Source organism: Rhizobium sp. TH2 (genome assembly GCF_024707525.1).
Taxonomy (GTDB): domain Bacteria; phylum Pseudomonadota; class Alphaproteobacteria; order Rhizobiales; family Rhizobiaceae; genus Rhizobium_E.
Genome location: NZ_CP062231.1, coordinates 2,876,611 through 2,890,422, shown reverse-complemented (window position 1 = coordinate 2,890,422; position 13,812 = coordinate 2,876,611). Strand labels below are relative to the sequence as shown.

Below are 13,812 nucleotides of genomic sequence, written 5' to 3'. Positions count from 1 at the left end.
GATCTTGGACCTGAAGTTTTCGGTCATCATACCCGTGTACAATAGACCCGTCTTGCTTCGGCGGGCGCTTCTGTCATGTGTAAACCAGAGTTATAAAAACGTCGAGATCATAGTCATCGACGACTGCTCGGCTATACCTGTCGAAGACATTTGCAAGAATCTGGGTGACGACAGAATACAGTGTATCAGAAACAACGTAAATCTCGGATTCTCGGAATCTCGCAATCTGGGATTGGCTTTAAGCACCGGAGACTATCTGAGTTTTCTCGACTCGGACGATGTGTTGTCCTTGGACAAATTCAGCCGTGTTGCTGACTTCATCGACAGCTCTGGTGCCGACATAGTGATTAATTCTCAATATCGCGTGCTCTCGTCGTTGGATGATTTCTTTTGTGTCGAAATATTGCCGGACATTCAGAGGGTGAAATTGGGGAATCTCGCCGAGAACATGTTCAGGACAGGCGACTTTATCCAAGCGAACTCATATACCGTAAAGCGTGAGATCGCAGCGTCCAAGAGGTTTGATAAAAGATACGGAATTTGGGATGATAGCCAGTACATCCTGTCGTGCACGCAGGTCGCTGAAAATATTCAATTCTTGAACGAGCCGCTCTCGGTTTTCTTCGATCTCGCGGATCCGACCCGGGCTTCTCAAAATCGCTCCATTGAGCAGCATGAGGATATGTTGAAGTATCTCTCCAATGTATCATTTGGGCGAGCTCCAATCTATTTCCGCGCTTTGGCCGTATCCGACTCAATCTTTTACGCTGACCCGCTCTCCGCAGTCCGGTTCCTATGGTCGGGTATCCGCAACGGCGTGAGCACAGAGCGCTCTTTGTTCTACCTCTTTCGGTGCATTGTGGGCTTCGGCAGGGCAAAAAGCATAAGCATCGCGATTAAGGCTTTCGCGCAAAGGCTTCGCGGACGCGGCAATTCCGAACAGCAGACTGCTTTGCGAGACCTACTCATGGGGCGCTCCAGCAACAATGTCAGCGGGCCGCCAGCGGTCTAGTGGGTTCGGAGGTGATTTTGCCAGTCGTGAAGAGCGTAAAATACTCCAGGAGCGCTGTTGGCAGCGTTATGGCGCAGGACCTAGAGCCGGATCGAGCATCCCGAAAACGCGGAGGCAATGTGACAACGCCTATCAAAGTACTCCTTGTGCACAACCAGTATAAACTACGGGGTGGAGAGGACGCGGTTTTTGAAGCGGAACGGTCGATGCTTGAACGCGGGGGGTATGAAGTAGAGACGCTTTGTGTTTCAAATCATGACCTCCAAAGCACGATGTCGAATGTGGCCGTCGCATTGCAGACACCCTACAGCCCTTCGGGTCATCGCAGAATGGTCGAGGCTCTCGCTGCGGCGAAGCCCGACATTGTGCATGTCCATAATACGTTCCCCATTCTTTCCCCTTCGATATTTTATGCATGCTCAACGGCAGGCGTTCCAGTCGTGCACACATTGCATAATTTTCGAATTTTGTGCGCCAACAGCTTCCTGCTTCGTGACGGAAAAATATGCGAGGACTGCATAACAGGATCTCCTCTCAACGGTGTTCTCCATAAATGTTATCGGTCGTCCTACGTCGCTTCCCTGGCAACGTGTGCCAACATAGGCGTCAACAAATACCTTGGTACGTGGTCCAAAAAAGTTGACAGATTCATTGTACTAAGTGAATTCGCCAGAATGAAATTTCATGACGGTGGCATTCCTGCTGAGCGTATTTGCCTGAAACCCAATTTTGTTCGGGCCCCGGTTTCTCATCCTCTCTGGAAGACCAGGAGTGGTGCCATATACATCGGCAGACTTAGCGCCGAAAAGGGCGTCAAGTCGCTGATCGAGGCGTGGCGAGGAATTGACGTGCCGCTGACCATCGTCGGCACCGGACCGGAAGAGAGCAATTTGAGGGAGCAGGCTAAGGACAACGCAGCGATCAAGTTTACAGGGTTCGTTTCGCCGAAAGCTGTTGGCGAGATGCTCTCCCAGTCAGAGGTTACAATTGTGCCAAGCATCTGGAACGAAATGTTTGGCATGACCGTGATCGAGGCAATGGCCTATGGCGTGCCTGCCATTGCTTCCAGGATTGGGAGCCTGAAGGAACTCGTTGCCCATGGGCACAACGGCCTGCATTTTGAGCCGGGCGATCCGGATGACCTTCGTAGCCGCGTCAGGGAGTATTTTTCGCCACATTTTGATCGCCAGACGATGGCCAGAAATGCGCGGGAAGAATTCGAGAAGAAATACACTGAAGAGGAAAACCTCGAGAGACTGTCGGAGATCTATGCTTCCGTTCTTGGAGAGCGCCGGTCCCGAGATCCGAAGTCGCTTGCATTTAATGCAAACATGCGGGCGCCAGCATGAACGTTTCGGTTCTATTACCCGTAAAGAACGGTCTCCCATATCTTAAGGAGGCGCTTTCCAGCATTCTCTCGCAGGATGCGGTGGAATTGGAAGTGATCGCAATTGATGATTGGTCGACCGATGGCACGCTGGAATATCTTGAGGAATTGGCGGCAATCGACAACAGGGTGATTGTAGCCGGAAATCCCGATAGCGGCCTCGTTTCGGCGCTGAACTTCGGCCTGAGCATCGCTAGTCATGAATTTGTCGCCCGAATGGATGCCGACGATGTCGCGCAGCCGATGCGGCTCCATCGGCAGGCGGTCTATCTCTCGCAAAATCCCGAGGTTGCCGTCGTCGGAGGACAGGTATGCCACATCGACGAGAACGGGAGTAAGACTCTTGAGCGGACGCTTCCAAGGAGCTCGACTGCGAACAAGTTCTGGTTGGATTATATGTGCCCTGTCGTCCATCCTGCAGCAATGATGAGAAAATCCGCGATCCTGAAGCTTGGCGGATACCGGGCGGCATTTCTCGCGGCAGAGGACTACGATCTTTGGCTGAGGGTGTGTGATGACGGCAAGATCGTGAATTTGCCGAGCTATGTCCTCGACTATCGCATCCATTCGTCGAGCGTTACACAGAGGAAAATCCAACAGCAGATCATGTCGATCGTCTACGCGCTCTACTGCACCGAAATGCGGCGGCGGAGTGGGGCGGATCCCGTTCTCGGCCGGACCAAACCGATCGAAACGGCGGATTTCGACGGCCTGCCGGTGAAATGGCGCGATCTTCTCGCACTACTCACTCTCAACTATGCCGTAGACTGCAGTCCCAAGGCCTCAATCGGCGGCTTGATCAACGATGCACTTCGCGTTCTCGAGAGCCGAAGCCAGACAGGAACCCTTCGCGCCATGGCTCTCTGGGTTCTGTCGAGGGCGAAACGCAAGACCATGGACGGCGCGTCGATAAGTTGGAGTCGGTTGCTGATGGCGGTCTTGTCGAGCCCGCAAACTTTGATGGCATCGACGGCACTGTTCTTCAATCGTTATCGGCTCATGCAGCAGCCGGCCGACGGCATCCTAACCTTGGCGCCCTGAAAAAGGGTAAGCTGGCAACTCGAAATCAATTTTAGCGGCTAAGAACAATGGCAACAAGCGAGTCGAATAACCAAGCCTACGAAGCCGATCGGGAGCCGGCTGCTCGCGAACGCGCGCCTGAGGTTTCGATCGTAATCCCATGCTACAACCGTAAAGATATGGTGACAACAGCTGTGGGCAGCGCGCTGGCACAAACAATGAAGTCGATCGAGGTGATTGTTGTCGATGACGGATCGACGGATGGCGCCGCGTCGTCGTTGGAAGCAATCGGGGACGCCAGAGTTAGAGTCATTCGCCTTGCTCAGAATTCCGGCGGTGCGCATGCGCGAAACGTAGGAATCGAAGCTGCGACGGGAAAATATGTAGCTCTACTGGACTCGGATGACTGGTGGCATCCCACAAAGCTGGCCAGCCAGCTCGATTTGACGAGAGACACAGACGCGCAAGGAAATTGGGTCATCTATAACAGGATAGAGCGGAGGGGAAAATTCTCTTCCATGTATCATCCCCAAAGGCCCTTCGATCATACGCGCGATGATTTGGCCCGTTACCTGCTTGTCGAGAAAAATTATATGCAAACGAGCGGCTTGCTGGCGCCGACGCAGTTCTTCAAAAAGGTTTGGTTCGATGCGGCCTGCAAGAGGCATCAGGACGTAGACATCCTGCTGCGTATGCGCGATGCGGGCGCGCGCTTCATATACTGCGACAAGGAGACCGTCGTTTATTTGGATCACGACGGCGGTGATAGGGTAGGGCAATTGAAATCGGTCGATCCAACGCTCGATTGGATGCGGAGTCACGCGCGGTATCTGAGCGGTGAAGTGAAGGCCGAGATGCTGGTTTACTACGTGGGCGAGCAATTGCTTCGCCAAAGAAAGCCGATCGGAGCATTCTATGTATTTCAGGGGGTGCTCACCTACCCGCCAATCATTAAGTCTCTGTTTGTGAAATGCTGGTCTGCTCTTGCCAGATCCAAATCCGCGCGGGAACGGGAGGCATCGCAGTGACAGACGAGACCATGGCGCAAGCTTCATACCCGGGCGTATCAGTTGATAGTCGCCCCCAGCCGTCCGACGCAGCGCTGATCAGATATGGCGATTTTGCTCTGTTTCTGTGCCTGTTTCTCTATTGCAATTCGATCTGGGTATGGCCCACCGATGCACAGGCAGGCGCCGGCTTCGAAAGGCCTTTTGCGAGTTTGCACCGGTATGCCTGCTACATGGGCTTGATTTGGCCTTTCATCGCTGCGAGGCGTCTGACCTGGACCTGGTCGTTCCAACAGTTCGTGCTCTTTCTGTTCATGATGCTTACCGGATTCTCTGTGCTTTGGTCGATAAGCGAGTCGTTGACCTTCAAGACCGTCTTATCCTTGGTATCCTCTGTCGTCTTCTTCCAATACTACGTCGAGAAGTATAGTGGCAGGCTCGTTCTCAATCAACTCATCGTGGCCTCGACGCTGGTGCTTCTGCTGTCGGTCGCCGCAGCCCTTGCCCACGTTAACGTTACATTGATGGCCGGTTTTCATGAGGGGCTTTGGCGCGGCTTTTTCGTTCACAAGAACCCGTTCGGCGCGTTTGCTGCATTTTACGCATTGCTCGTGTTTTATGCCGCCGGCAGACTAGGCTATGGCACCATGGCCAGGACCTTGATGCTAGTGCTTGCGGTTGTCGTCCTGCTAAAATCGAGCTCGTCAACTGCTATTCTGGCACTTGGTTCCGCCGTGGTGTTGGTGACGGGTGTCGTCACGTTGAGAACCATGACTAGAAACGCCATCCTGACGTGGCTGCTCATCGCCATTTGCGCAGCGCCGGTGGTGTTCGGCATTTGGGCATATTTCGCCGATGTGCTGGAACTGGTGGGGCGCGACTCCACTTTTTCGGGCCGGGACCGGGTTTGGCCCTATTTCTTGCGGATCATTGAAACCAATGGGTTTTGGGGCACCGGATACGGAACACCTTTCCTTCCTGGTACGTTCGCTATTGACGCTCAGGAATCCTTGTTCTGGTCGGTTCGTTCGCCACACAACGCGTTCCTTGGTCTGGCGCTTAACGTTAGTTGGATAGGCGCGGGTCTTTTCGCTGCCTGGCTCATGGCGAATTTGTTCTCGGCCGTGAGCCTGTCGCGCGTCACGAAATTCGGAAGTCTCTATTTGGGATTCTGCGGATTTTCGATGCTGCTCTGCCTTGTTGAGACGACGGGTTGGGCGGATATCACGCGGGGCGATTTCTTTTTCCTCTATGTGTCGGCTCTGATCGCCGGCCAGGAAATCATGCACGGCGCGGGGCCGGATCCGGAAGTGAAATCTTGAGGTCTTTTGCTTGATGGTTTCCTTATTTGCCTCTCTCATTGAACTGGCGCGTCGCTTTAAACGCAGGGTATTTGCGCCCGCTCGATGGCATGCCATCGAAGTCAGAGTTCGTTGGTGGCTGCACGGGCGTGGACTTGGTGGCAAGCCGGCCTCACACACGCTGTCGCACAAGCTTATTGTGTCGATGACGTCCTATCCGCCCCGATATTCGACACTGGCACTTTCGCTCAAATCCCTGCTCATGCAGTCCATGCGAGCGGATGAAGTGGTGCTTTGGATCGCTGACGACGATTATGCTCGCCTGCCGATGGACGTGTTGAATCTCCGAGTGTCGGGGCTTTCGATCAAGACATGCAAGGATTGGCGGCCGTACAAGAAGCTGATCCCGCAACTCCTTGAGACACCAGATGCCGCGATCGTCACGACGGACGATGACATCTATTATCCGCCGACGTGGCTAAAGGAATTGGTCGAAGGGATTCGACCCGGCGCCCGGGAAGTGTTGTGCCATCGGGCTCATAAGATCATCTATAGCGACGAACAAGGGAAACCGGATCCCTATCTCGAATGGGTTCATGGGACGTCCGACACCAGTTCCTCTTCCAGGATTTTCCCGACGGGTGCGGGAGGAATACTTTACCCGCCCGGAATCCTTCACCCGGATGTGACAAATCCGGATTACTTTCTCACCTATTGCCCGACCGGCGATGACATCTGGTTCTTCTTCATGGCCGCCAGAACCGGCGCGTCCTTCCGGAAGGTGGGACGGGTCCGTCCTTTGATTGCGTGGGATGGAACGGAGGACAGTGCGCTTTGGAACAGCAATCAGTTGGCGACGGGAAATGACCGGATGATAGCCGCCATGGTGGAACGATTCGGTGACCCATGGGCGAAGAGCGGGATGCTTCCGCGTGATGAGCGCAAATTGGATTATGGGTCTGCCCGATGATGAATGCCTCGATCACAGTCAATCCGATCGGTACCTTCCTGCCGATCTCGATCCCAGACGGCTTGTCAGAGCTTTATCTGGACGGGGTGCTGAATGACCGTCGCAACGACACGACGATGGAGATGGACGGCTACAGCGTCTATCTGGCATTGAAGGCATTGGATTGGATGCGTCCTGGTGGCTTTGCCGGCGAGCGTAAACAGATCGTCGATGCGCTTCTTACCAGAATGTCCCAGTGCGACGGTTTCTTCAGCCACGGCGCCTGGACAGGTTCGCCGGAAGAAATCCATTTCAGGTTTACCGCCACCGCCGTTCGGCTTTTGCTCGAGGGATGGCAGGATGGTCTCTGCCGACTGGAAGACCTTCGAAGTGTCCTCGACAGGCATGTCAGCTATTCGGAGACGCTTCCTGTCGGATTGTGGTTTCTGCATGATTCCCTGGAGTTGGCCGAAACCCGCGCACTTGATCCATCACGGCCGACCTCCAACCACGCCTGGGGTTCCTCGCTCAAGAACTGCATGGTGTTGAACACGCATCTGGACACTTTGGCGACGCTTATTCATTGCCTGAACAGAGGGGTGATCCCCGAGGCCGAGGCAGCGTCTTACCTGGACCGCGTCAGGTCGGCTCTTGATGCGCTGCAGGCTGTGCTTGAGCAAAACCGGTCGCTCAGCTGGAAGATCTTCTCTTTCTTTGACAGCAGGTTCCGGGAACTTACCTTTTCGCTGTCTTTCCTTCCAGAATTTCCGAAAAGGAAGGCGCGCGGAGCCTTGAGGCGAACGGTAGTCCGATTGCGGAGACACATTCGGAGCAAAATGTTCGGGTTCCAGTTCAGCGATGGCTATCTTGAGCGCGACATCAGCCTTTGGGGTACGGGCTTCGAGTATCATATTGTCAACATCTATGATTTGCTGCGTGTGATCTATGAAATGCGGGACAATGTCCATCTCCGCAATGGGACTTGGCCCGTCCAAGACTGGATAGCCATAGTGGACAACGCGTTGGATTACACTTGCCGTGCGCCCTATTCGATTGAACTGATCGCGAGTACCATGGAGACCGGCCGCGCCATATATGTGTGCGAGGCCATACTCCTGCGGCTGTCCCTGGACGAAAATTTCAGGCCGCCCCAGTCCTGGGTGAAAACGTATTGTGCGGTCCGGCGCCGCGTGCCTCCCTCGGCGGCGATCCTTGGTTATGATCCGTTTGTCGTGAGCAAGAGCAATTTCGAGTTGGGAAACATAGAAAAGATACGGCTTCGCGATGGTCGATTGCTGATCGTGGACATCTCGGCCGAGAAATTCACGCTCCTAGGGAAGACTGGCGATGAGTAACCCTTCAGACGGGCAGGGACAGGTGATCGTCCGCGGCATTTCGTGGTCCTTTCTATCACGAATGACGACGCAGCTGTTCCAGGTATTCATTGCCGTCATCACAGCAAGATTGCTCTCGCCGGAGGAGTTCGGACTCGTCGGCATGATTCTCATCTTTTCGGGGTTTGCCCAGGTACTGGCGGATATGGGGATCAGCGCCTCGCTCGTGCACCGCCAAAATTTGACTAATTCAGACATTTCGACCGGATTTTGGCTGCAGATCATGGTGGGCGGAGCGATAAGCTTGCTCTTCTGGTCGCTCGCGCCGGCGATTGCGCGTTTCTACGCGTTGCCCGAATTGGAACCGCTGACGAAGATCATTTCGTTGACCTTCATGTTTCTGGCGCTCGGCCAAACGCAGGCAGCGTTGGGCCAGAGGGAATACCGATTTGATCAAATAGGAATTGCCTCAGTGATCGCAACAATCGCCTCCGGGATTGGATGCGTCTCGATGGCCTACTTCGGATGGGGCGTCTATTCGCTCGCATGGCAGCCGGTGATCAGTGCGGCGACGTTTACCGTCGCGATATGGGTGATCTCACCCTGGCGGCCGTCGTTTGCCTTCGAGAAAAGCGCACTGGGCTTCATGTTCCGCTACGGGGGCTATCTCAGCGGCCATACGATCCTCAATTACTGGCTTCGCAATGGCGACAACCTCGTCATCGGCAAGGCGCTCGGGGCTGTCGATCTCGGGCTTTACGGCCGTGCATATACGCTCATGTATCTGCCTCTCAATATGATCGGGCTGATCGTGGGGCAGGTGATGTTTCCCGTCCTTTCCAGGCTGCAAGATGATATCGACAGCTTTCGCGAGACGTACACTTACGCGCTGCGCGCCATCGCCTTCATCCTGTTCCCTTTGATGGGGGCCGTATTCGTATTGTCCGAACAGATCATTGTCCTGATGTTTGGCGAGGCCTGGGTTGGGGCGGCGCCGGTGCTGAGAATTCTCAGCCTGGTCGGGCTCATGCAATCGATCGTCTTTCCTGTCGGGTGGATTTTTACGGCGCTCGGAAAAACCAAGGAACAGTTCCAACTCAGCATATTCCTGGCTGTCGTTTTCGTCGTGGCGATGGCCATCGGCGTGAACTACGGGATACTCGGTGTCGCCACCGCCTACGCCGCTTGGGCAGCCATTTCGGCAGTGGCAAATCTCAAGATTGCGATGGGATATATCGAACTGAGTCTCCGCAAGACGCTGTTGTTGTTACTTCCGTCGCTGGCTGAATCAGGCATCGTTATCCTGCTCTCGGAAATGCTGCGGCAGTATCTGCTGAGCAAACTACCGACTTTGGAACTGACAATGATTGTCCTGAGCTTCGGTCTTGCTGCCTATGTCGTCCTCTGCTTACTCACGCGAAACAAAATATTGTTCGATCTGCTAAAATATAGACGCGCCGCAGCGACCAAAGGTTAGATGCGAGCGATGAAAATTCCGTGATTTCCATATTTGATTATGGACAGAATTGATGCACTGCCGCATACTTGCGCCATGCGGACACACTGAATGAGGGAGTTTACTCATGCGTTCGACGTCCCACCTTCTCTCGATCGGCCTCATAGGGCTGTCCTCAATCTTCTTTATCGGCTTTGATCGGACGGCGGCAGCCGAGCCGACACCGGACCTGAAGAAACTGGAAAGTGACGCGGCCTCGGGCAACACGGAGGCGTTGATGCGGCTAGGCGATTTCTATTCGCGTGGGGCCGTGACGCTGGATGTTGCCAAGGCACTGTCCTTCTACGAGAAGGCCGCCACAGCTGGCAATGGTTACGCCTTCATACGTATCGGCGAGATCTATCGCGACGGATTGCTCGTCCCTGTCGATTTCAAGAAGGCGATCGAGAACTTCCAAAAGGCGGACGCCGCAAAGGTGCCGGCGGCGAAGATTCGGCTTGGTGAAGCCCATATTCGCGGTGAAGGCGTGGCCGTGGATCAGCCGAAGGGCCTTGCGCTGATCGAGCCTCGTGCAGCATCCGGCGACAAGGAAGCGCTGATGCGGCTCGGCGATCTCTATTCGCGCGGCCCGCTCGCGCTGGATGGTCCCAAGGCTCTGGCATATTACGGTAAGGCAGCGATGGCCGGCAACGGTTATGCGTTGGTCCGAATCGGCGAGATTTATCGCGATGGAACACTCGTTCCGGCGGACGCCAAGAAAGCCTTCGGCTATTTCGAGACGGCTGATGCCGCCAAGGTGCCAGCTGCTAAGGTTCGGCTCGGTGAAGCCTATATTCGCGGCCAAGGCGTCGATGTCGATCAAGCCAAGGGTCTCGCGCTGATCGAGCAGGTCGCGGCATCCGGCGACAAGGATGCGCTGATGCGGCTCGGCGATCTCTACTCGCGCGGACCGCTGACTTTGGATGGCGCCAAGGCGCTCGCCTACTACTCGAAGGCGGCCGCGGCGCTGAATAGCTATGCTTTCATCCGCATCGGCGAGATTTATAGCGACGGATCGCTCGTTCCAGCAGACTACAAGAAGGCATTCGAGAATTTCGAGAAGGCGGATGCCGCGAAGGTTCCGTTTGCCAAGATTCGGCTCGCTGAAGCCTATATTCGCGGTCAAGGGGTCGCTGTCGATCAGGCCAAGGGTCTCGCATTGATCGAGCCGCTGGCAATCGCTGGCGACAAGGACGCATTGACGCGCCTCGGTGATTTCTATTCGCGTGGCCCACTCCCTTTGGACGGCGCAAAGGCACTCACGTATTATGAGAAGGCTGCGTCGGTCGGCAATGACTACGCCTTAATCCGAATCGGCGAAATCTATCGTGACGGTCAGCTTGTGCCAGCCGACTACGAGAAGTCGTTAGCGAATTTCGAAAAGGCAGATGAGGCTAATATTTCCGTCGCCAAACTGCGCATCGGTGAGGCGTATATTCTTGGCCGAGGCGTGAAAACTGATCGAGCCAAGGGCGTTGCCTTGATCGAGACCCTGGCCGACAACGGCGATAGGGATGCGTTGATGCGGCTCGGCGATCTCTATTCGCGCGGTCCGCTGGCACTGGATGGCCCAAAGTCACTCGGGTATTACCAGAAGGCGGCCGCAGCGGGCAATAGTTATGCGCTGATCCGTCTCGGCGAAATCTATCGTGACGGTGCTCTCGTTCCCAAGAATGCGAAGGAAGCCTTCAGCTATTTCGAGAAGGCCGATGCCGCGGACGTGCCCGGTGCCAAGATACGGTTGGGTGAAGCCTATGTCCGCGGCGAAGGTGTGGCCGCGGATCCATCCAAGGGGCTTGCGCTGCTTGAACCGCTTGCCGTAGCCGGTGACAGTGACGCCATGATGCGGCTCGCCGACCTCTATTCGCGAGGCCCCGTGGCTCTGGATGGTGCCAAGGCGATTTCGTTCTATGAGAAGGCGGCCGGGGCCGGCAACAGCTATGCGCTGGTCCGGATCGGCGAAATCTATCGCGACGGCCTTCTGGTTCCAGCCGATTTCAAGAAGGCATTCGAAAGCTTTGAGAAAGCCGACGCAGCTGGTGTTTCGGCCGCCAAGTTGCGCCTAGGGGACGCTTATGCCAAGGGGCAGGGCGTGAAGGCCGATACTGCCAAGGCCCTTGACCTTATTAAGCGGGCTGGTGCGACCGAGGCCTATGCGCTCAAATATCTGGGTGATCTTCTTTCGCGGGGCGATTACGTCAAGTCCAATGCAAAGGGCGCAATCGAGACCTATCTTGCGGCTGCGAAAGCTGGCGACAACTGGGCCTATTTTCGGCTAGCCGAGATCTATCGGGATGGCCAGATCGTCAAGAAAAATCCGGAACTCGCAATCCAGTATTTCAAGGACGCGGCGAAGCAGGGTAACCCCTATGCTATGATAGCCTTGGCGCAGGGACATATCGGCAAGCGCTTCGGCCGGCTGTCGAAGCCAGAATGGGGTTTCAAGGAGATCGGAAGGTTGGCTGCCGGCGGCAGTCCCGAAGCCATCGTCGCTCACGCCTCAATTCTATATTGGGGGCCTAATGGAACGAAGAATGATCCTCCCCGGGCAATCAAGTTGCTTGAGCGTGAATCCGCCAAGGGGAATGTCGAGGCCACTCGCCAATTGATCAGCTTCTATCGAGATGCCCCTGGGGGTAAGATGAAGCGATCCATCCCGGCTGCCGAAAAGCTCATTACTGCCAGACGCGATCAGTTTACTCCGACGCAGTTGATCCGGGAGAAAATTCTGCTTGCCTCGGCAAAGGCAGAAAACACGACAGGCTATTCCGAGGTTTCGGATTTGCTCTACACCGCACCTTCGAGCATTCAATTGGAAACGCTGCTGGCAATCAAGAGCTCGAACCCCAACGCGTTCGTCTATTTCACGCAGAAACAGTTGAAGAAGAGAGGCATCTACAAGGGTAAGACGGACGGCATACTGACAAAGTCGACCATTCGGGCGATCAACGTCGTGTGCCTGCAAAGCGTTTCCGCCGAGCGCTGCAAGAAAGGACCGTTGGATTACGACGCGGCCCGGGTCATTTCGGTGATCGTGGATCCGACGCGAGATGCGGTGGACGCGCCGATGTGAGCGGTTTCCTGACCACGCAGATGGGTCAGGAGCGCCCTCAGGTTAGAAATGGGCTCAAAAAGTCCGTTTCTACCAGGCGAAATCACTCCAGGTGATTGCGGATTTATTGTCGATGACCAGCACAAGCGTGGCATCGTAAGCAGTGCCGGCTCCATCGGCGTCATAGTAGAGCTCTCCGGTCTGCCGATCATAAGCCAACCGATCCTCAAGATCGGTAAACTGTGATCCCGCAAACGCGGCCTTGCTAAGGCTATTGCCATCTCTGAAGATGCGGCCGAGGTCGATCACGTCCCTGCCGTGTCTGAAGTCGGTGATGTGATCCACGCCGTCGCCGATCCCGTCAATGACGAATACGTCTTTCGCCCGACCGCCGGTCATAAAGTCGTTGCCGCCCAACCCGTCAAGAGTGTCGCGGCCGCGCCGGCCGATAATCACGTCGTCACTGTCGCGGCCTGACAGGTCATCAGCAAAGCGTGTGCCCTCTATAAGCCTACCCTCGCCATCGGCGTAAGTCTCAAAGTTGTGTGATATGCTGTTGATCTCGAGTTGCCCTTTACCGCCCGCGACCTCGGAACCGAATTCATACCCGTTGACATAGTCATCCGAAGACACCAGGCCTTTCCGCACCAGGTGATCGATGATGTCCTTCATATTCAGCGTGACATCGTCGTAGTCTTCAGTGGGAATGAGCGCGATGTATCGCCATGTCTGGAGTTCGCCGCCGTTGAATGGAGCTTCGTTCATGTAGGTGACGATGTCGGCGCGATAGGAGCCATCGCTATAAGTGCCGACCTTTTCTCCGTCTCCGAGATCGCCTTTGTGCGTCCATACCATCAGTTCAGTGGTGACGGTGGAATCGCTTCCAATAAACTCGTCCCGGAACCAAAGATCGTAGGTGACATTGAACAAGTCAGTGTTTCCGGAATAGTCAACATCATGGGAAACTTCGAAGGACTTGATGTCTGAGATCTGGCCGCGTACGGCATCAGTTGCATTGGGGTTCGACGAATACCCGACCATGACGGAAGGATATGATTTGACAGGTCCGTCCGGACCCCAATCCCATGTGCAGACAATATTCTGATTGAAGGAGTCGGTGCTGAAGCTGATTGACTGGATGAAATCGGTCCCATTGACCAGGTCACCCTTATTCCAGACGTTGTTCTTTATTCTGTATAGTCCCGACTGCATCCACTCGTCGTCGCCATCCAAAGTAATTAGTGCCACCGTAACG

General features: G+C 55.1%; 10 protein-coding genes and 1 pseudogene. 10 read left to right on the top strand and 1 reads right to left on the bottom strand.

The window, feature by feature from the left end; all coding sequences use genetic code 11:
• Positions 1 to 4: 4 nt before the first annotated feature.
• The 10 genes and pseudogenes from IHQ71_RS14390 to IHQ71_RS14350 all read left to right on the top strand — a co-directional run bounded on the left by IHQ71_RS14390 (position 5) and on the right by IHQ71_RS14350 (position 12,578).
• Entirely contained in the window at positions 5 to 1,012 is a 1,008-nt protein-coding gene (locus IHQ71_RS14390; RefSeq protein WP_258162648.1) for a glycosyltransferase family 2 protein, read from the top strand.
• A 68-nt stretch (positions 1,013 to 1,080) separates the two neighbouring features.
• A pseudogene (locus IHQ71_RS32060) lies at positions 1,081 to 1,686 on the top strand (glycosyltransferase); the annotation flags it as partial.
• Positions 1,687 to 2,361, top strand: coding sequence for a glycosyltransferase family 4 protein (locus IHQ71_RS32055; RefSeq protein ID WP_374990024.1), 675 nt, complete (start codon positions 1,687 to 1,689; stop codon positions 2,359 to 2,361).
• Positions 2,358 to 3,440 (top strand): glycosyltransferase, encoded by a 1,083-nt coding sequence (locus tag IHQ71_RS14380; RefSeq protein ID WP_258162647.1) that lies wholly within the window; start codon positions 2,358 to 2,360, stop codon positions 3,438 to 3,440. The genes IHQ71_RS32055 and IHQ71_RS14380 overlap by 4 nt, the downstream gene beginning before the upstream one ends.
• Positions 3,441 to 3,487: 47 nt before the next feature.
• Complete coding sequence (locus IHQ71_RS14375) at positions 3,488 to 4,447, top strand: glycosyltransferase family 2 protein (protein ID WP_258162646.1); 960 nt, start codon at positions 3,488 to 3,490, stop codon at positions 4,445 to 4,447.
• Positions 4,444 to 5,748 carry an O-antigen ligase gene (locus tag IHQ71_RS14370; RefSeq protein WP_258162644.1) on the top strand — a complete coding sequence of 435 codons (1,305 nt, stop codon included), beginning with the start codon at positions 4,444 to 4,446 and terminating at the stop codon, positions 5,746 to 5,748. Before IHQ71_RS14375 ends, IHQ71_RS14370 begins: the two co-directional genes overlap by 4 nt.
• 10 nt (positions 5,749 to 5,758) lie before the next feature.
• The gene (locus IHQ71_RS14365; RefSeq protein WP_258162643.1) at positions 5,759 to 6,697 is read left to right on the top strand and encodes a hypothetical protein; all 939 of its coding nucleotides are present in this window, start codon (positions 5,759 to 5,761) and stop codon (positions 6,695 to 6,697) included.
• Positions 6,694 to 8,031 (top strand): hypothetical protein, encoded by a 1,338-nt coding sequence (locus IHQ71_RS14360; protein WP_258162642.1) that lies wholly within the window; start codon positions 6,694 to 6,696, stop codon positions 8,029 to 8,031. Before IHQ71_RS14365 ends, IHQ71_RS14360 begins: the two co-directional genes overlap by 4 nt.
• Positions 8,024 to 9,487 carry an MOP flippase family protein gene (locus IHQ71_RS14355; protein WP_258162640.1) on the top strand — a complete coding sequence of 488 codons (1,464 nt, stop codon included), beginning with the start codon at positions 8,024 to 8,026 and terminating at the stop codon, positions 9,485 to 9,487. Before IHQ71_RS14360 ends, IHQ71_RS14355 begins: the two co-directional genes overlap by 8 nt.
• A 106-nt stretch (positions 9,488 to 9,593) precedes the next feature.
• Positions 9,594 to 12,578 (top strand): tetratricopeptide repeat protein, encoded by a 2,985-nt coding sequence (locus IHQ71_RS14350; protein WP_258162639.1) that lies wholly within the window; start codon positions 9,594 to 9,596, stop codon positions 12,576 to 12,578.
• A gap of 69 nt (positions 12,579 to 12,647) precedes the next feature.
• On the opposite strand, the gene IHQ71_RS14345 is transcribed toward IHQ71_RS14350, so the two are convergent.
• Entirely contained in the window at positions 12,648 to 13,805 is a 1,158-nt protein-coding gene (locus IHQ71_RS14345; protein ID WP_258162638.1) for a hypothetical protein, read from the bottom strand.
• Positions 13,806 to 13,812 lie beyond the last annotated feature (7 nt).